We start from the raw sequence: 17,366 nt of genomic DNA on the forward strand, positions 1-17,366 counted from the left end.
CTGGGTGGAGGTGGTCACCATGACCCAGAACGTCACCCCAACCCAGACCCCTGTCCAGAGCGAGGACCCGACCGGGACCTACGACGTGGTCGTCGTGGGCGGAGGGGCCGCCGGGCTGTCCGCCGCGCTCGTGCTGGGCCGGTCACGGCTGCGCACGCTGGTCGTCGACGCCGGAGAGCCCCGCAACACGCCCTCGGCCCACATGCAGGGCTATCTGACGCGGGACGGCATGCCGCCCGCCGAGTTCCTGGCGCTCGGCCGGGAGGAGATCGCGCGCTACGGCGTGGAGCTGGTCCGCGACCGGGCGGTCGACGTGTCCCGGAACGGGGACTTCGCCGTGCGGCTGGCCGGCGGCGACACCGTGCGGGCCCGCCGGCTGATCGTCACCACCGGGCTCAGGGACGAGCTGCCGGCCGTTCCGGGGGTCGCCGAGAGGTTCGGCCGGGACGTGCTGCACTGCCCGTTCTGCCACGGCTGGGAGGTGCGCGACGGACGCTTCGGCGTGCTCGCCACCAGCCCGCTCAGCGTGCACCAGGCGCTGATGGTGTCCGGCTGGTCGGACGACGTGACGCTGTTCCTGCACACCGTCGCCGAGGACGAGCTGACCGACGACGACCTGCGCCGTCTCGCCGCGGCCGGGGTCAAGGTGGTCCCCGGCGAGGTCGCCGGCCTGCGGGTCGAGGACGACCGGCTCACCGGGGTCCGGCTGGCGGACGGCTCGGCCCACGACCGCTCGGTCGTGTTCGTCGCCCCGCGGGCGGTGCCGCAGACCGGCCTGATGGAGCGGCTGGGCGCGGACCTCCAGGAGACCCCATTCGGCGCGTACCCGGTGGTCGACCCGACGGGTCGCACCTCCGTCCCGGGCGTGTGGACGGCCGGCAACGCGATGGGCTTCGGCGAGCAGGTCGTCCACGCGGCCAGCGGCGGCTACCGCGCGGCGGCGGCGATCGCGGGCGACCTGATCATGTCGAACCTGGACGCGGCCCTGGCGGAGTGAGGGAGCGTACGAGGGGGACTCCGGGGGCGCCGACCGCGATGGGTCCCGGCCCCGTCGGCCCACCCGGGGCGAGGAAAGGGCACACGCCTACGAACACGGCCTCCCCCGCCCGCGGTCCCTCGCGACCAGGGACGACGGCCGTCCCCGGCGCAGCCGTTGCCGACGCCGGGACCCGTGGGCGGCGCGCGCCGCTCCGCGGGCAGGAGTCACCCGCGGACCGGGCGCCGTCCGACGGGCAGGGGTCGCCCGGGATCCCCGCCCGGCAGCCCCACCCCGCCCGCCAGGTGTGCCCCCGCCCTCTCCGGTGCACCATGACTGCATGCTGCTTGCCCGGTTGGCCCAGGTGTCCCGGGAGGTCGCCGAGACGTCGGCGCGGTCCCGGAAGACCGTCCTGCTCGCGGAGTTGTTCCGGGAGGCGGAGGCGGCGGACGTGCCGGTCGTCATCCCCTACCTGGCGGGACGCCTCCCGCAGGGCAGGATCGGCGTCGGCTGGAAGGTGCTGGGCCGCGAGGTGACGCCGGCCGCCGAGCCGTCGCTCACCGTGCGCGACGTGGACGCCCGGCTCACCCACCTCGCCTCGGTGACCGGCACCGGTTCGCAGGCCGAGCGGGCGCGGCTGGTCGGCGAGCTGATGGGCGCGGCCACCGAGGACGAGCAGCGCTTCCTGATCGGGCTGCTGACCGGCGAGGTCCGGCAGGGTGCCCTGGACGCGGCCGCGGTCGAGGGCCTGGCCGCGGCGACGGACGCGCCCCCGGCGGACGTACGCCGGGCGGTGATGCTCGCGGGCTCCCTGCAGACGGTGGCCGAGGCGCTGCTCGCGGACGGGCCCGGCGCCCTGGAGGGGTTCCGGCTCACCGTCGGCCGGCCCGTGCTGCCGATGCTGGCGCACAGCGCCTCCTCGGTCGCCGAGGCGGTCGGCAAGCTGGGCGCCTGCGCGGTCGAGGAGAAACTGGACGGCATCCGCGTCCAGGTGCACCGCGACGACGGCACCGTCCGTCTCTACACCCGCACCCTGGACGACATCACCGACCGGCTCCCCGAGGTCACCCGGGCGGCCCTCGCACTGCCCGGCGAGCGGTTCATCCTGGACGGCGAGGTGATCTCCCTGGACGGGAGCGGCCGTCCCCGGTCGTTCCAGGAGACCGCCGGACGGGTCGGCTCCCGCACGGACGTGGCGACGGCGTCGCGGGCGGTCCCCGTCTCCGTGGTGTTCTTCGACGCGCTGTCCGTCGACGGCCACGACCTGCTCGACCTGCCGCTGACCGAGCGGCACGCCGCGCTGGCCCGGCTGGTCCCCGAGCCCGCGCGGGTGCGGCGCACGCTGGTGGGCGGGCCCGAGGACGCGCCGGCCGCCGAGGAGTTCCTCGCCGAGACGCTGCGGCGCGGCCACGAGGGCGTCGTCGTCAAGGGGCTCGACGCCGGCTACAGCGCGGGCCGCCGCGGCGCGTCCTGGCTGAAGGTCAAGCCCGTGCACACGCTCGACCTGGTCGTGCTGGCCGCCGAATGGGGCCACGGCCGCCGCACCGGCAAGCTGTCCAACCTCCACCTGGGCGCCCGCACGGCCGACGGCTCCTTCGCGATGCTCGGCAAGACCTTCAAGGGCATGACGGACGCGCTGCTGGCCTGGCAGACCGAGCGCCTCGGGCAGCTGGCCGTCGAGGAACACCCCTGGGGCGTGACCGTACGACCCGAACTCGTCGTCGAGATCGCCTACGACGGCCTCCAGCGCTCCACCCGCTACCCGGCCGGCGTCACCCTCCGCTTCGCCCGCGTGGTCCGCTACCGCGAGGACAAGCGCCCCGAGGACGCGGACACCGTGGACACCCTGCTCGCCGCCCACCCGGGCGTCGCCCCGTGAGGCGCAGCGCGGGCCTGCTGCTGCACCGCCGCGGCCCCGGTGCGGAACTCCAGGTGCTCCTCGGGCACATGGGCGGCCCGTTCTACGCCCGCCGCGAGGCCGGCGCGTGGACGGTCCCCAAGGGCGAGTACGACTCCGCCGAACCGGCCTGGGACGCGGCCCGGCGGGAGTTCCAGGAGGAGCTGGGGCTGCCGCCGCCCGACGGGGAGGCCGTCCCGCTGGGAGAGGTGCGGCAGGCCGGCGGGAAGGTCGTCACGGTCTGGGCCGTCGAGGCCGACCTCGACCCGGCGACGGTCGTACCCGGCACCTTCCGTATGGAGTGGCCGCCGCGGTCGGGCCGGATCCAGGACTTCCCCGAGCTGGACCGGGTCGCCTGGTTCCCGGTGGAGCGGGCGCGCGAGGTGATCGTGACGGCACAGGCCGCGTTTCTCGACCGGCTGGCTGAGCACTCGCACTGACAAGAGGCGACGCGGTGCGAAAAGAGCCCGCACCGGACCCGTCCGCGTTGCGGCGCCCCGCGCCACGCGCCAGGGTCGAAGCACGAGCCACCACCCAGGGAGGTCGGTCATGCCCATCGCGACGGTGAATCCGGCGAACGGCGAGACGCTCAGGACGTACGAGGCCATGGGCGACGAGGAGATCGAGCGGCGGATCCAACTCGCGGAGGCCACCTTCCGCACGTACCGGACGACGGCGCTCGACGAGCGCGCCCGGCTCATGCACCGGGCGGCCGATCTCCTGGAAGGGGACCAGGAGGAGATCGGCAAGGTCATCACGACCGAGATGGGCAAGCCGGTCAAGCAGGCCCGCGCGGAGGCCGCCAAGTGTGCCAAGGCGATGCGCTGGTACGCCGACCACGCGGCCGGGCTGCTCGCCGACGAGGAGCCCGCGGAGTCCGACGTGAAGGACTCCGGCGCCTCCCGGGCCCTGGTCCGCTACCGGCCGCTGGGCCCGGTGCTCGCGGTGATGCCGTGGAACTTCCCGCTCTGGCAGGTGATCCGGTTCGCGGCGCCCGCGCTGATGGCGGGCAACGTGGGGCTGCTCAAGCACGCCTCGAACGTGCCGCAGACCGCCCTGTACCTGGAGGACCTGTTCCACCGGGCGGGCTTCCCCGAGGGCTGCTTCCAGACCCTGCTGATCGGCTCCGCGGCCGTCGACGGCATCCTGCGCGACGAGCGGGTGCGGGCCGCCACCCTCACCGGCAGCGAGCCGGCCGGCCGCGCCGTCGCCGCCACGTCCGGGGAAATGATCAAGAAGACGGTGCTGGAGCTGGGCGGCAGCGACCCGTTCGTCGTCATGCCGTCCGCCGACGTGGACCGGGCCGCCGAGGTCGCCGTCACCGCGCGCACGCAGAACGCCGGGCAGTCCTGCATCGCCGCCAAGCGGTTCATCGTGCACACGGACGTGTACGACGCGTTCGTGGAGCGCTTCACCGCGGGCATGAGGGCGCTGACGGTCGGCGACCCGATGGACGAGGAAACCGAGGTCGGGCCGCTCTCCAGCGAGCAGGGCCTGAACGACGTGATGGAGCTGGTCGACGACGCGAAGCGGTCCGGTGCGACGGTGCTGTGCGGTGGCGAACGCCCGGAGGGCCCGGGCTGGTACTACCCGCCGACCGTGCTGGCCGACGTGACGCGCGAGATGCGCATCCACCGCGAGGAGGCCTTCGGCCCCGTCGCCACGCTGTACCGGGTGGCGGACCTGGACGAGGCGGTGCTGATCGCCAACGACTCGGACTTCGGGCTCAGTTCCAACGTCTGGACCCGCGACGACGCCGACGTGGACCGCTTCGTACGGGATCTGGAGGCGGGCGGCGTGTACGTCAACGGGATGACCGCGTCCCATCCGGCGTTCCCGTTCGGCGGGGTCAAGCGGTCGGGCTACGGGCGTGAGCTGTCCGGGCACGGAATCCGGGAGTTCTGCAACATCACCACCGTATGGCACGGAGCGTGAGCCTTCCGCGACTACGATCCCCTTTGTGAACCGCGAAGTGACCCTGCCTCTGATCGTCGACGACCGCGGCACCCTGCAGGTCGCCGCGTCCGACGTGAGCAAGCTGCTGCGCACGGTGGGCGGGCGGTGGGTGCGGCTGGTGGAGGCGGGCGAGGTGAGTCTGGACGAGGACACGGTGGCGGCGCTCACCATCGAGCTGGCCAAGCTGGCCGACCGGATCGACGTGGCGTGCATCGCCCACAGCAGCGGCCCTTCCTCCTGACGCCGGCCCGCCCGGGACGGACCGACCCGGCGAGAGATCGCCGGGTCCGGCCCGCCCCGCGGGCGCTACCGGATCGGCACCCCGGCCAGCGTCCGCGCGATGACGAGCCGCTGGATCTCGCTCGTCCCCTCGAAGATGGTGTAGATCGCGGCGTCCCGGTGCATCCGCTCCACGGGGTACTCCCGCGTGTACCCGTTGCCGCCGAGGATCTGGACCGCCTGCGCGGTCACCTTCTTCGCCGTCTCGCTCGCGAACAGCTTGGACATGGACCCCTCGGCCGCCGTGAACGGCTTGCCGTTGATCGCCATCCAGGAGGCCCGCCACACGAGCAGCCGGGCCGCGTCGATGGACGTGCGCATGTCGGCGAGCTGGAAGGCGACGCCCTGGTTGTCGATGATCGGCCGCCCGAACTGCTCACGGGTCCGGGCGTACTCCAGCGCCTCCTCGTACGCGGCGCGGGCGGTGCCCACCGCCATGGCGCCGACGGCCGGGCGCGAGGCCTCGAAGGTGGCCATCGCCGCGTTCTTGACGCGCTCGCCGCCCTTCTTGGCCTTCTCCCGGGCCCGGGCCAGGCGCGCGTCCAGCTTCTCCTTGCCGCCGAGCAGGCAGGACCCGGGGACGCGGACGTTCTCCAGGACGACCTCGGCCGTGTGCGAGGCGCGGATGCCGTGCTTCTTGAACTTCTGGCCCTGGGACAGCCCCGGGGTGGCGGGCGGGACGATGAAGGAGGCGTGCCCCTTGGAGCCCAGCTCCGGGTCCACGACCGCGACGACCACGTGGACGTTGGCGATGCCGCCGTTGGTCGCCCAGGTCTTGGTGCCGTTGAGCACCCACTCGTCCTTGGCCTCGTCGTACACGGCACGCGTGCGCATGGAGGCCACGTCGGAGCCGGCGTCCGGCTCGGAGGAGCAGAAGGCGGCGACCTTCACGTCGTTCACGTCGCCGTACATCTGGGGGATCCAGGTGCCGATCTGCTCCTCGGTGCCGTTGGCGAGGACACCGACGGCGGCGAGACCGGTCCCGACGATGGACAGGGCGATACCGGCGTCGCCCCAGAACAGCTCCTCCATCGCCATGGGGATGCCGAGGCCGGTGGAGTCGAAGTACTGCTGGGCGTAGAAGTCGAGGGAGTAGATGCCGACCTTGGCGGCCTCCTGGATGACCGGCCAGGGAGTCTCCTCACGCTCGTCCCATTCGGCGGCCGCGGGGCGGATGACGTCGGCCGCGAAGCCGTGCAGCCAGTCCCGGACCTCCTTCTGTTCGTCGCTCAGCTCCATGGTGAACTCGGCCATGTCCCCTCCAGTGACCCACGTGCGTGTTACTTGCGGTAACCCGAGTCTGTTACCGGTCGGTAGGAAAAGTCAACTCCCGAGGCCCCGTCGCCCTCCCGTTCGATGCCGGACGCCCCGTGGGTGTTAGTTTGCGACGGCGTCACCGAAACAGCACGGGTGGGGAGAGCACATGGACACCACACAGCGGACCGACCAGCAGCGGTCCGCCGACCGCAGACGGCGCGAGCTGCTCGAGGCCGCCGACCGGGTGGTGCTGCGCGACGGTCCACAGGCCTCGATGAACGCCATCGCCGCCGAGGCCGGCATCACTAAGCCGATCCTCTACCGCCACTTCGGCGACAAGGGCGGCCTGTACGCCGCCCTCGCCGTCCGGCACACCGACGCCCTCCTCGCCTCGCTGCGGGCCGCCCTGGACGCCCCGGCGGAGCGGCGGCAACGCGTCGAGGCCACCCTGGACACCTATCTGGCGGCCATCGAGGCACGCCCGCAGGTGTACCGCTTCCTGATGCATCCGGCGGAGGGCATCGCCACCCCGGCCGACCAGGGCGACCAGGGTTTCGACGTCGGCAAGCACTCGGCCCCGCTGCTGCGCCGGATGGGCGAGGAACTGGCCCAGGTCATCGAGGAACGCCTCGACGTCGGCCCCGGCACCCAGCAGTTGGCACGGGTGTGGGGCCATGGCATCGTCGGCATGATGCACGCCGCGGGCGACTGGTGGCTGGGCGAACGCCCCTGCTCCCGGGCGGAGTTGGTGAGCACCCTGGCCGACCTGCTGTGGGGCAGGCTGGCGGCCGCCGGGGACAAGGCGGGCGGCCCCGGCTTCTGACCTCCCCCTGGCCCGCACTCCCCCGGTCCCCGCGCGCTCAGCGGTGCCAGGTGGCGCGCGCCACCTGCCGCGCCAGCCGCCGGTGCCGCCATCCCGACAGCCGCTCGGAGTACACCCGCCCCTCCAGGTGATCGCACTCGTGCTGGAGGCACCGGGCGAAGAACCCGGTGCCGCGCACGGTGACGGGCTCCCCGGTCACCGTGAATCCCGTCACGACGGCCTCGTCGTGCCGCTCGGTCCCGGCCTCCAGACCCGGCAGCGACAGACAGCCCTCCGGCCCGCGCACCACCACCCCGCCGGTCTCGACGAGCCGCGGGTTCACCAGGTGGCCGAGGTGGCGCTCGTCCTCGTCGTCCGGGCAGTCGTAGACGAAGACGCGCAGCCCCGTACCGATCTGGTTCGCGGCCAGGCCCACGCCGTGGGCGGCGTACATGGTCGCGAACAAGTCCTCCACGAGCCCCGCGAGTTCCGGACCGAAGTCCGTCACCTCCTCGCACGGGGCGTGCAGGACGGGATCGCCGAGGAGGCCGAGGGGACGGACGCGCCCGTGGGCGCCCGGGATGGAGCCGTGTCGCATGGCGGCAAGAGTAAGGTCCCTGTGTCCCCCGGCGGGTCGCGCCCACCGCCGGAGCCCCGTGGCCGGTGCCGCGATTCGGGAGTGCGAACGGATCTCGATAGGCTGAGGTCCACACCACGTGGCCGTCAGGCTTCAGGCGCGGCGCGTACGCAAGGAGGATCGAGAACTGATGGCAGGCAACTCGGACCCGCTCTCGCCCCGGGCCAAGATCGCCGTGACCGCGGGCAAGGCGGTCGCGGCGGCTTCGCGCGCCGCGGGGCGCGGCAGTGGTTCGGTGATCGGCGGCAAGGTCGCGCTGAGACTCGATCCGGACCTCCTCGCCCGGCTCGCCCAGCACCTGGACGTGACCCTGGTCTCGGCGACCAACGGCAAGACCACCACCACCCGGCTGATCGCCGAGGCGCTGCGCGCGGCCGGACCGGTCGTGTCCAACGCGCTCGGCGCCAACATGCCGGCCGGCATCACCTCGGCCCTCGCGGCCGGCTCGGACGCCCGCTACGGCGTCATCGAGGTCGACGAGAAGTACCTCGTCGGCGTCGCCCAGGCCACCGAGCCGAAGTGCATCGCACTGCTCAACCTCTCCCGCGACCAGCTCGACCGCGCCGCGGAGACCCGCATGCTCGCCGAGAACTGGCGCGAGGGCCTGACCGGCTCGAAGGCCGTGGTCGTCGCCAACGCCGACGACCCGCTGGTGGTGTGGGCGGCGTCCTCCTCGCCCAACGTGATCTGGGTCGCCGCCGGCCAGATGTGGAAGGACGACGCCTGGTCCTGCCCGGCGTGCGGCGGCGTGATGCAGCGTCCCGGCGACGACTGGTTCTGCGGGGAGTGCGGCTTCCGCCGCCCCACGCCGAGCTGGGCGCTCTCCGGCGACCACGTCCTCGACCCGCACGGCTCCGCCTGGCCGATCCACCTCCAGCTGCCGGGCCGCGCCAACAAGGCCAACGCCGCCTCCTCGGCCGCCGTCGCCGCCGTCTTCGGCGTGCCGCCGCAGGTCGCCCTGGAGCGCATGTACCAGGTGCAGGCGGTCGCCGGACGCTACGACGTGGTGCAGTTCCAGGGCCGCGACCTGCGTCTGCTGCTCGCCAAGAACCCGGCGGGCTGGCTGGAGACCTTCTCCCTGATCGACCCGCCGCCCACGCCGGTGATCCTCTCGGTGAACGCGCGCGGGGCCGACGGCACCGACACCTCCTGGCTGTGGGACGTGGACTACACCCGGCTGACCGGCCACCCGATCTGCGTGATCGGCGACCGCAAGCTGGACCTCGCGGTGCGCCTGGAGGTCGCCAACCAGCAGTTCCAGGTCTGCGAGGACCTCGACCAGGCGGTGCAGATGTGCCCGCCCGGCCGGATCGAGGTCATCGCCAACTACACCGCCTTCCAGGACCTGCGCCGCCGCGTCGGCAACTGACCGCGAGACTTCAGGGGACTTTCGTGAGCGACAACCAACTGCGGATCGTCTGGATCTACCCGGACCTGCTCAGCACGTACGGCGACCAGGGCAACGCCCTCGTGGTGGAGCGCCGTGCGCGCCAGCGCGGCCTCGACGTGGCCCGGCTCGACGTCCGCAGCGACCAGCAGATCCCGACCTCCGGGGACATCTACCTGATCGGCGGCGGCGAGGACCGTCCGCAGCGGCTCGCCGCCGAGCGGCTGCGCCGCGACGGCGGCCTGCACCGGGCCGTGGAGAACGGCGCGATCGTGTTCTCCGTCTGCGCGGGCTACCAGATCCTGGGCCACGAGTTCATCAACGACCTGGGCCAGCGGGAGCCGGGCCTCGGGCTGCTCGACGTGGTCTCGACGCGCGGCGAGGGCGCCCGGTGCGTCGGCGACGTCCTCGCCGACATCGACCCCCGCCTCGGGCTGCCGCCCCTGACCGGTTTCGAGAACCACCAGGGCGTCACCCACCTGGGCCCCACCGCGCGCCCGCTCTCCCAGGTCCGCTTCGGCAACGGCAACGGCACGGGCGACGGCACCGAGGGCGCGTACAACGACACGGTCTTCGGTACGTACATGCACGGCCCGGTGCTGGCGCGCAACCCGCAGATCGCGGACCTGCTGCTCAAGCTGGCCCTCGACGTGAACGCGCTGCCCCCGACGGACGACCGCTGGTACGAGGCGCTCCGCAACGAACGCATCGCGGCCGCGCAGCAGCCTGCGTAGACACAGCCGCGCAGCAGCCTGTCTGATCCTCCTCGGCGGGCCCGTCTGATGGGTCATCCTCACAGGTGAGCGGAGAGGTCCAGTAGGCGGACGCGTGGTTCGGTCCCGGCCCCCGATGCCGCTAGGGTGGCGGGGATCGAGCCGGACAGCGCGGTCCGGACCCGTGCCACGTTTGAGAAGGTATTTCGGGCTATGCGCATTGGTGTCCTCACGTCCGGCGGCGACTGCCCCGGCCTGAACGCCGTCATCCGGTCCGTCGTGCACCGCGCCGTCGTCGACCACGGCGACGAGGTCATCGGCTTCCGGGACGGCTGGAAGGGCCTCCTGGAGTGCGACTACCTGAAGCTCGACCTCGACGCGGTGGGCGGCATCCTGGCCCGCGGCGGCACCATCCTCGGCTCCTCCCGGGTCCGCCCCGAGCACCTGCGGGACGGCGTGGAGCGCGCCCGCGGCCACGTCGAGGAACTCGGCCTGGACGCGATCATCCCGATCGGCGGCGAGGGCACCCTGAAGGCGGCCCGCCTGCTGTCGGACAACGGCCTGCCCATCGTCGGCGTGCCCAAGACCATCGACAACGACATAGCGGTCACCGATGTGACGTTCGGCTTCGACACCGCCGTGACCGTGGCGACCGAGGCCCTGGACCGGCTGAAGACCACCGCGGAGTCCCACCAGCGGGTGCTGATCGTGGAGGTCATGGGCCGTCACACCGGCTGGATCGCGCTGCACTCGGGCATGGCGGCCGGCGCCCACGCCGTGGTCGTCCCGGAGCGGCCCTTCGACATCGACGAGTTGACCGCGAAGGTCGGCGAGCGTTTCTCGGCGGGCAAGCGGTTCGCGATCGTGGTGGCCGCGGAGGGTGCCAAGCCGAAGGCGGGCACCATGGACTTCGACGAGGGCGGCAAGGACGTCTACGGGCACGAGCGCTTCGCCGGGATCGCCCGCCAGCTCTCCATCGAGCTGGAGGAGCGGCTCGGCAAGGAGGCCCGGCCCGTGATCCTCGGACACGTCCAGCGCGGAGGTACGCCGACGGCGTACGACCGGGTGCTGGCGACGCGGTTCGGGTGGCATGCGGTGGAGGCCGTGCATCGTGGGGAGTTCGGGATGATGACGGCCCTGCGCGGGACGGACATCGCGATGGTGCCTCTCGCTGACGCGGTCGAGGCGTTGAAGACGGTGCCGGATGCGCGGTACGCGGAGGCGGAATGCGTTCTCTGAGGTTGGTGCAGTTCGCCGACTGCGGGTGATTGGTGGTTGCTCGCGCAGTTCCCCGCGCCCCTGAGGGGCGCTTGCCGCCCCCGGTGAGTGATGGTGCCGGGGGCGGTTCTAGTCTTGCTTCGGACAGACTGCGTTCAACCCCCACGAATCAGGAGCCGGCGGATGGATCACAGCGGGCACGGCATGACGATGGATCTGCCGCCGTTCACGCTGGGGCGAGGGCTCGCCTGGTCGGCGGACCCGTTCTTCCTGATCGCCTGCCTGCTGGGACTGGCGCTGTACGGCTGGGGTGTGGCACGGCTGGTGCGGCGCGGTGACAAGTGGCCGGTCGGCCGGACCGTGGCCTTCGTCATCGGCGTGCTGAGCATCGTGCTCATGATGTGCACCAAGCTCAACGACTACGGCATGGTCATGTTCAGCGTGCACATGGTGCAGCACATGATCATCAGTATGGTCTCGCCGATCCTGATCCTGCTCGGCGCCCCGATCACGCTGGCCCTGCGCGCGCTGCCGCCGGCGGCCCGCGGCAGCAAGGGTCCCCGCGAGCTGCTGCTGATGCTGCTGCACAGCCGCTACATGCGGATCGTCACGCACGCCGCGTTCACCATCCCGCTGTTCATCGCCAGCCTGTACGCCCTGTACTTCACGCCTGCCTTCGACTTCCTGATGGGCTCCCGGGCCGGGCACATCGCGATGATGGTGCACTTCCTCGCCGTCGGGCTGGTGTTCTTCTGGCCGATCATGGGCGTGGATCCGGGCCCGCACCGGCCCGGCTACCTGATGCGGATGCTGGAGCTGTTCGCGGGCATGCCGTTCCACGCGTTCTTCGGCATCGCGCTGATGATGGGATCGTCGCCGATGGTGAAGACGTTCGAGAACCCGCCCGCGTCGCTCGGCATCGACGCGCTCTCCGACCAGAACGCGGCGGGCGGCATCGCCTGGGCCTTCAGCGAGGTCCCGTCCGTGCTGGTCCTGCTCGCCCTGGTCTTCCAGTGGTACGCCTCCGAGCAGCGCCAGGCCCGCCGTACCGACCGGGCCGCCGAACGGGACGGCGACAAGGAGCTGGCGGCCTACAACGCCTACCTGGCCTCGCTGAACGCACGCGGCGGCTGACACGGATCCGGTCCGTATCCGGCCTTCTGTGCCCTGTCCGGGCAGAACCGGGGCACCATGGAAGGCAACGGACCACGAGGAGGGTGTTGCGATGCCCGGTTCCACGGACAGTTCGACGAAGACCATGGGGGCGCTCACCATCGGCGGCCTCGTCGCGGTGACGGCCTACACGGTGGCGCTCGGAAGCAACGGCTGGCTGTGGTTCGGCTGGGTCGTGCTGGGACTCATCACCCTGGGGATGGTGGCCACCCGCAGCGCCTGAGCGGGCGGAGCGCCCGCCCCTCTCACTCGCGGCCCAGCCGGCCAGCCGAGTGCACGCCCGGCTGGTACTTCGGCAGCCGGACGGTGATCTTCATGCCCGCGCCGACGGCCGTCTCGATGACGAGGCCGTGGTCGTCTCCGTAGACCTGGCGGAGACGGTCGTCGACGTTGGACAGCCCGATGCCGCCCGACGGGCTGACCTCGCGCGCGAGGATGCGGCGCAGCAGGCCCGGGTCCATGCCGGCGCCGTCGTCCTCGATGACGACCAGGGCCTCGGCGCCCGCGTCCTGCGCGGTGATCTGGATGCGGCAGCGGTCCGCCTTGCCCTCCAGACCGTGCTTGACGGCGTTCTCGACGAGCGGCTGGAGGCACAGGAAGGGCAGGGCGACCGGCAGCACCTCGGGGGCGACCTGCAGGGTGACGGCGAGGCGGTCGCCGAAGCGGGCCCGCACCAGCGCCAGGTAGTGGTCGATGGCGTGCAGCTCGTCGGCGAGGGTGGTGAAGTCTCCGTGCCGGCGGAACGAGTAGCGGGTGAAGTCGGCGAACTCCAGCAGCAGCTCCCTGGCGCGCTCGGGATCGGTGCGGACGAAGGACGCGATCACCGCGAGCGAGTTGAAGATGAAGTGGGGCGAGATCTGCGCCCGCAGCGCCTTGATCTCGGCCTCGATGAGCCGGGTGCGGGACTGGTCGAGGTCGGCCAGCTCCAGCTGGACGGAGACCCAGCGGGCGACCTCCCCGGCGGCCCGGACCAGGACGGCGGACTCGCGGGGCGCGCAGGCGACCAGGGCGCCGTGCACCCGGTCGTCGACGGTGAGCGGGGCGACCACCGCCCAGCGCACCGAGCAGTCGGGGATGTCGCAGGTCAGCGGGAACGCCTCGCCGCGGCCGGTCTCCAGCGGCCCGGCGAGGCGTTCCATGATCTCCGCGCGGTGATGGCCGCCCACACCGTCCCAGACCAGGACCTCCTTGAGGTCGGTCAGGCACAGCGCGTCCGTGCCGAGCAGGGAGCGCAGCTTGCGGGCGGACTTTCCGGCGGTCTCCTCGGTCAGGCCCGCCCGCAGCGGGGGTGTGGCCAGGGACGCGGTGTGCAGGGTCTGGAAGGTGGCGTGCTCGACCGGGGTGCCCAGACCGCCGAGACTCTGCGGGCGGGCGGTGCGCCGCCCCAGCCAGAAGCCCGCCGCCAGCAGGGGCAGCAGGGCCACGGCGAGGCCCGCCAGGAAACCACCCAGGGAGCCGCTCACGGCGTCGCCTCCCCGCGCGGCGCCTGATGACCGCCCGAGGACGGGGCGCCGGTCAGCGCGTCCGCCGGGCGGCCCTCCCCGCGCAGCTCCTGGGCGCCCAGCTCCTCCGGCAGGTGGAAGCGGGCCAGGATCGCCGCCGTCCCGGCCGGTACCCGGCCCGGCGTGGCCAGGGAGACCAGCACCATGGTGAGGAAGCCCAGCGGCACCGACCAGAGCGCCGGCCAGGCCAGCAGGGCGTGCAGCGCCCCGCCGCCGCCCGGGAAGCCGCCCATGGTGGCGGCGACGGCGAGCAGGGCGGAGCCGCCGCCCACCAGCATCCCGGCCGCGGCGCCGGGCGGGGTCAGCCGGCGCCACCAGATGCCGAGGACGAGCAGCGGGCAGAAGGACGAGGCCGACACGGCGAAGGCGAGGCCCACGGCGTCGGCGACGGGCAGTCCGCCGACCAGCGCGCTCGCCGCCAGCGGCACGGCCATGGCGAGGAGGGTGCCGAGGCGGAAGTGCGGCACGCCCCGGGACGGCAGCACGTCCTGGGTGAGGACACCCGCGACGGCCATGGTCAGTCCCGAGGCGGTGGACAGGAACGCGGCGAAGGCGCCGCCCGCGACCAGCGCGCCGAGCAGGTCGCCGCCCATTCCCCCGATGACCCGGTCGGGCAGCAGCAGGACGGCGGCGTCGGCGTCGCCGGTGAGGGTCAGCTCGGGGGCGTAGAGGCGGCCGAGGGCGCCGTAGACGGGCGGCAGCAGGTAGAAGGCGCCGATCAGGCCGAGCACGGCGACGGTGGTGCGTCGGGCGGCGACGCCGTGCGGGCTGGTGTAGAAGCGCACCACGACGTGCGGCAGGCCCATGGTGCCCAGGAAGGTGGCGAGGATCAGGCCGTACGTGGCGTACAGCGGGCGTTCCGTGCGGCTCTCGGCGCGGGAGGGCGACAGGGCGTCGTCGGCGCCGCGTCCGGCGGCCGGGACCGGGGTGTCCTTGGCGAAGGTGAGGCGGGTGCCGGCCTCGATGCGGTGGGTGCCGGTGGGCAGGCTCAGCCGGGTGCCGTCGTGGGCGCGGCCGTCCACGGTGCCGTCGACGGTGACGGTCAGCGGGCGGTCGAGCTTGAGGGTGAGGCTGTCGTCGACCCGAACGGAGCGCTGCTCGCGGAAGGTGGCCGGTTCGTCGAAGGGGCGGCCGGGCGCGCCGTCGCCCTGCCAGGCGAGCACCAGGAAGAGGGCGGGGACGAGCAGGGCGGTGAGCTTCAGCCAGTACTGGAATGCCTGGACGAAGGTGATGCTGCGCATGCCGCCGGCGGCGACCACACCGGTGACGACGACGGCGACGATCACCCCGCCGAGCCAGTCGGGGGCGCCGCTGAGCACGGTGAGGGTCAGCCCGGCGCCCTGGAGCTGGGGCAGCAGGTACAGCCAGCCGACGCCGACGACGAAGGCTCCCGCGAGCCGCCGCACCCCCTGGGAGGCGAGCCGCGCCTCGGCGAAGTCGGGCAGCGTGTAGGCGCCGGAGCGGCGCAGCGGGGCCGCGACGAAGAGCAGCAGGACCAGGTAGCCGGCGGTGTAGCCGACCGGGTACCAGAGCATGTCGGGGCCCTGGACGAGGACCAGTCCCGCGATGCCGAGGAAGGAGGCGGCGGAGAGGTACTCACCGCTGATGGCGGCGGCGTTCAGACGCGGGCCGACGGTGCGGGAGGCGACGTAGAAGTCGGAGGTGGTGCGGGAGATGCGCAGGCCGAAGGCGCCGACCAGGACGGTGGCCACGACGACCAGGGCGACCGCGGGTATGGCGTAGCTGGAGTTCATCGGTCCTCGACGAGGCGTACGAAGTCCCGTTCGTTGCGCTCGGCGCGGCGCACGTACCAGCGGGCGAGGAGGACCAGCGGGGCGTACAGGCCGAAGCCGAGGACGGCCCATTCCAGGCGGCGGGCGTCGGGCAGTGCGGCGAAGAGCAGGGGCAGCGGTCCGACGAGGAGGCCGAGGACCGCGAGGGCGGTGAGGCCGGCGCGCAACTGGCTGCGCATGAGGGAGCGGACGTAGGTGTGGCCGAGGGTGGTCTGCTCGTCGATCTCGGTGCGCGGGCGGTAGTAGCCGGAGGCCCGCCGGGTGCGCCTGGGCGGGCCGGTGACGGTGACGCGGCGCTCGCCGGGGTCCTGGGGCACGGTCACGGCCTCCGCATGAGCAGGTCCCGCAGCTCGCGGGCGTGGCGGCGGCTGACCTGGAGTTCCTCGGTGCCGACCAGGACGCTGACGGTGCCGGCGTCCAGGCGGAGTTCGCCGATGTGGCGCAGGGCGACGAGGTGGCGGCGGTGGATGCGGACGAAGCCGCGGGCCCGCCAGCGTTCCTCCAGGGTGGACAGCGGGATGCGGACGAGGTGGCTGCCCTTGTCGGTGTGCAGTCGGGCGTAGTCGCCCTGGGCCTCGGCGTGGGTGATGTCGTCGACGGGGACGAAGCGGGCGACACCGCCGAGTTCCACGGTGATGTGGTCCGGGTCGGGTTCGTGCACGGGTATCCGCGGTGAGGGGAGCGCCGCGCCGCGCTGCTCTGCGGCGCGGCGCACCGCCTCGGCGAGCCGTTCCCTGCGCACGGGTTTGAGGACGTAGTCGACCGCGTCCAGGTCGAAGGCCTGCACGGCGAAGTCCTCGTGCGCGGTGACGAACACGATCAGCGGAGGCCGCGCGAACCCGGTCAGCAGCCGGGCGAGGTCCAGTCCGTCGAGGCCGGGCATCTGGATGTCGAGGAAGACGACGTCGATGGCGTCCGGACCGTCGGGGCCCGACTCCAGGGCCCGGTTGATGCGGCGCAGCGCCTCGGTCGCGTCGCTCGCGCCCTCCGCCGCGCCGATGCGGGGATCGGCGTTGAGGAGGTACACGAGTTCTTCGAGCGTGGGGCGTTCGTCGTCGACAGCGAGGGCGCGCAGCATGAGGCTGGAGTGTAGGAGTAATCCGTACGCCTGCACACGGGCCGGGCGTGGACGTATCCGCTGGATACAGTGCCCGCATGAACAGCAGGCCCACTCCGTTCGACGAACTCGACCGGAAGATCGTCACCGCCCTGATGACGAACGCCAGGACGTCCTTCGCCGAGATCGGCGCGGAGATCGGGCTCTCCTCGACGGCGGTCAAGCGCCGGGTGGACCGGCTGCGCGAGACCGGTGTGATCACCGGGTTCACGGCGACGGTGCGGCCCGCCGCGCTGGGCTGGCGCACGGAGGCGTACGTGGAGGTGTACTGCGAGGGGGCGGCGCCGCCGCGGCGGCTGGCGGAGGTGGTGCGGGGCTATCCGGAGATCAGGGCGGCGATGACGGTGACCGGCGGCGCGGACGCCCTGCTGCACGTGCGGGCGCGGGACGTGGAGCACTTCGAGGAGGTGCTGGAGCGGATCCGTGCGGAGCCGTTCATCAGGAAGACGATCAGTGTGATGGTGCTGTCCCACCTGATCCCGGACAGTCCGGAGGCAGGCGCGGGTCTGCTGGCTCCGGAAGGCGCAGCAGACGTGCGCTGACCTGGTGGAAGACGCAGCGATCGTGCGGCAACACGCAGCCTTTGTCGCTTGTCCGGCGTGGCCGTCGGTTTCTACCTTGGTGTCAACCCAGTTACACACCGTGAGTAGCGGAGGTAC

The 17,366-nt window shown here is 72.7% G+C and carries 18 protein-coding genes; 12 read left to right on the forward strand and 6 right to left on the reverse strand.

Annotation, left to right across the window (positions count from 1 at the left end):
- The first annotated feature begins 19 nt into the window (after nucleotides 1-19).
- The 5 genes from ACGF3J_RS26195 (at nucleotide 20) to ACGF3J_RS26215 (ending at nucleotide 5,070) form a co-directional block, all read left to right on the forward strand.
- Nucleotides 20-997, forward strand: a complete 978-nt coding sequence (locus tag ACGF3J_RS26195) for an NAD(P)/FAD-dependent oxidoreductase (protein WP_161332083.1) — start codon at nucleotides 20-22, stop codon at nucleotides 995-997.
- A 319-nt stretch (nucleotides 998-1,316) separates the two neighbouring features.
- A complete protein-coding gene (locus tag ACGF3J_RS26200) occupies nucleotides 1,317-2,855 on the forward strand; it encodes an ATP-dependent DNA ligase (RefSeq protein ID WP_393854941.1) in 1,539 nt (512 codons plus the stop codon).
- The gene (locus tag ACGF3J_RS26205; protein ID WP_161332459.1) at nucleotides 2,852-3,313 is read left to right on the forward strand and encodes an NUDIX domain-containing protein; all 462 of its coding nucleotides are present in this window, start codon (nucleotides 2,852-2,854) and stop codon (nucleotides 3,311-3,313) included. Before ACGF3J_RS26200 ends, ACGF3J_RS26205 begins: the two co-directional genes overlap by 4 nt.
- Nucleotides 3,314-3,422: 109 nt before the next feature.
- A complete protein-coding gene (locus ACGF3J_RS26210) occupies nucleotides 3,423-4,808 on the forward strand; it encodes an NADP-dependent succinic semialdehyde dehydrogenase (protein ID WP_161332460.1) in 1,386 nt (461 codons plus the stop codon).
- A gap of 25 nt (nucleotides 4,809-4,833) precedes the next feature.
- Nucleotides 4,834-5,070 (forward strand): DUF6213 family protein, encoded by a 237-nt coding sequence (locus ACGF3J_RS26215; RefSeq protein ID WP_161332461.1) that lies wholly within the window; start codon nucleotides 4,834-4,836, stop codon nucleotides 5,068-5,070.
- Between the two features lie 65 nt (nucleotides 5,071-5,135).
- Here ACGF3J_RS26215 and ACGF3J_RS26220 read toward each other — a convergent pair whose 3' ends face one another.
- Nucleotides 5,136-6,362: an acyl-CoA dehydrogenase family protein gene (locus tag ACGF3J_RS26220; RefSeq protein WP_122620888.1), complete on the reverse strand. Its 1,227-nt coding sequence runs from the start codon at nucleotides 6,360-6,362 to the stop codon at nucleotides 5,136-5,138.
- 169 nt (nucleotides 6,363-6,531) lie between these two features.
- On the opposite strand from ACGF3J_RS26220, the gene ACGF3J_RS26225 reads away from it, so the two are divergent.
- Complete coding sequence (locus ACGF3J_RS26225; RefSeq protein WP_125490837.1) at nucleotides 6,532-7,188, forward strand: TetR family transcriptional regulator; 657 nt, start codon at nucleotides 6,532-6,534, stop codon at nucleotides 7,186-7,188.
- 37 nt (nucleotides 7,189-7,225) lie between these two features.
- On the opposite strand, the gene def is transcribed toward ACGF3J_RS26225, so the two are convergent.
- Complete coding sequence (gene def, locus ACGF3J_RS26230) at nucleotides 7,226-7,765, reverse strand: peptide deformylase (protein WP_393854942.1); 540 nt, start codon at nucleotides 7,763-7,765, stop codon at nucleotides 7,226-7,228.
- Nucleotides 7,766-7,934: 169 nt separating this feature from the next.
- Here def and ACGF3J_RS26235 point away from each other — a divergent pair, with 169 nt between their 5' ends.
- From ACGF3J_RS26235 to ACGF3J_RS26255, 5 genes are all read left to right on the forward strand, one after another.
- Nucleotides 7,935-9,173 carry a MurT ligase domain-containing protein gene (locus ACGF3J_RS26235; RefSeq protein WP_122620891.1) on the forward strand — a complete coding sequence of 413 codons (1,239 nt, stop codon included), beginning with the start codon at nucleotides 7,935-7,937 and terminating at the stop codon, nucleotides 9,171-9,173.
- A 23-nt stretch (nucleotides 9,174-9,196) separates the two neighbouring features.
- Entirely contained in the window at nucleotides 9,197-9,925 is a 729-nt protein-coding gene (locus ACGF3J_RS26240; protein ID WP_122620892.1) for a type 1 glutamine amidotransferase, read from the forward strand.
- Between the two features lie 192 nt (nucleotides 9,926-10,117).
- Nucleotides 10,118-11,143 carry a 6-phosphofructokinase gene (locus ACGF3J_RS26245; protein ID WP_161332463.1) on the forward strand — a complete coding sequence of 342 codons (1,026 nt, stop codon included), beginning with the start codon at nucleotides 10,118-10,120 and terminating at the stop codon, nucleotides 11,141-11,143.
- A gap of 162 nt (nucleotides 11,144-11,305) precedes the next feature.
- Complete coding sequence (locus ACGF3J_RS26250; RefSeq protein ID WP_161332464.1) at nucleotides 11,306-12,256, forward strand: cytochrome c oxidase assembly protein; 951 nt, start codon at nucleotides 11,306-11,308, stop codon at nucleotides 12,254-12,256.
- Nucleotides 12,257-12,347: 91 nt separating this feature from the next.
- Entirely contained in the window at nucleotides 12,348-12,518 is a 171-nt protein-coding gene (locus ACGF3J_RS26255; protein WP_107291848.1) for a hypothetical protein, read from the forward strand.
- Between the two features lie 22 nt (nucleotides 12,519-12,540).
- Here the strand turns inward: ACGF3J_RS26255 and ACGF3J_RS26260 are convergent, their stop codons facing one another.
- From ACGF3J_RS26260 to ACGF3J_RS26275, 4 genes are read right to left on the reverse strand one after another with little or no spacing between them, the layout of a single operon-like run.
- On the reverse strand, nucleotides 12,541-13,746 hold the full coding sequence (locus tag ACGF3J_RS26260) for a sensor histidine kinase (protein WP_161332470.1): 1,206 nt from the start codon (nucleotides 13,744-13,746) through the stop codon (nucleotides 12,541-12,543).
- An 8-nt stretch (nucleotides 13,747-13,754) separates the two neighbouring features.
- Nucleotides 13,755-15,551 (reverse strand): cation acetate symporter, encoded by a 1,797-nt coding sequence (locus ACGF3J_RS26265; protein WP_237552848.1) that lies wholly within the window; start codon nucleotides 15,549-15,551, stop codon nucleotides 13,755-13,757.
- Nucleotides 15,548-15,907 (reverse strand): hypothetical protein, encoded by a 360-nt coding sequence (locus ACGF3J_RS26270; RefSeq protein WP_161332471.1) that lies wholly within the window; start codon nucleotides 15,905-15,907, stop codon nucleotides 15,548-15,550. The genes ACGF3J_RS26265 and ACGF3J_RS26270 overlap by 4 nt, the downstream gene beginning before the upstream one ends.
- Before the next feature lie 2 nt (nucleotides 15,908-15,909).
- Entirely contained in the window at nucleotides 15,910-16,668 is a 759-nt protein-coding gene (locus tag ACGF3J_RS26275; protein WP_161332465.1) for a LytTR family DNA-binding domain-containing protein, read from the reverse strand.
- A 77-nt stretch (nucleotides 16,669-16,745) separates the two neighbouring features.
- Between ACGF3J_RS26275 and ACGF3J_RS26280 the strand changes: the two genes are divergently transcribed.
- Complete coding sequence (locus ACGF3J_RS26280) at nucleotides 16,746-17,249, forward strand: Lrp/AsnC family transcriptional regulator (RefSeq protein WP_122620898.1); 504 nt, start codon at nucleotides 16,746-16,748, stop codon at nucleotides 17,247-17,249.
- The last annotated feature ends 117 nt before the right edge of the window (nucleotides 17,250-17,366 follow it).

Origin of the sequence: Streptomyces sp. NPDC048171 (assembly GCF_043202655.1) — a bacterium.
Lineage (GTDB): Bacteria > Actinomycetota > Actinomycetes > Streptomycetales > Streptomycetaceae > Streptomyces.

Coding starts and splice junctions, on each gene's coding strand:
- ACGF3J_RS26265 (WP_237552848.1), bottom strand. CDS start 15,551: ATGAACTCCAGCTACGCCATACCCGCGGTCGCCCTGGTCGTCGTGGCC.
- ACGF3J_RS26250 (WP_161332464.1), top strand. CDS start 11,306: ATGGATCACAGCGGGCACGGCATGACGATGGATCTGCCGCCGTTCACG.
- ACGF3J_RS26220 (WP_122620888.1), bottom strand. CDS start 6,362: ATGGCCGAGTTCACCATGGAGCTGAGCGACGAACAGAAGGAGGTCCGG.
- ACGF3J_RS26195 (WP_161332083.1), top strand. CDS start 20: ATGACCCAGAACGTCACCCCAACCCAGACCCCTGTCCAGAGCGAGGAC.
- ACGF3J_RS26280 (WP_122620898.1), top strand. CDS start 16,746: ATGAACAGCAGGCCCACTCCGTTCGACGAACTCGACCGGAAGATCGTC.
- def (WP_393854942.1), bottom strand. CDS start 7,765: ATGCGACACGGCTCCATCCCGGGCGCCCACGGGCGCGTCCGTCCCCTC.
- ACGF3J_RS26225 (WP_125490837.1), top strand. CDS start 6,532: ATGGACACCACACAGCGGACCGACCAGCAGCGGTCCGCCGACCGCAGA.
- ACGF3J_RS26210 (WP_161332460.1), top strand. CDS start 3,423: ATGCCCATCGCGACGGTGAATCCGGCGAACGGCGAGACGCTCAGGACG.
- ACGF3J_RS26255 (WP_107291848.1), top strand. CDS start 12,348: ATGCCCGGTTCCACGGACAGTTCGACGAAGACCATGGGGGCGCTCACC.
- ACGF3J_RS26235 (WP_122620891.1), top strand. CDS start 7,935: ATGGCAGGCAACTCGGACCCGCTCTCGCCCCGGGCCAAGATCGCCGTG.
- ACGF3J_RS26245 (WP_161332463.1), top strand. CDS start 10,118: ATGCGCATTGGTGTCCTCACGTCCGGCGGCGACTGCCCCGGCCTGAAC.
- ACGF3J_RS26200 (WP_393854941.1), top strand. CDS start 1,317: ATGCTGCTTGCCCGGTTGGCCCAGGTGTCCCGGGAGGTCGCCGAGACG.
- ACGF3J_RS26275 (WP_161332465.1), bottom strand. CDS start 16,668: ATGCTGCGCGCCCTCGCTGTCGACGACGAACGCCCCACGCTCGAAGAA.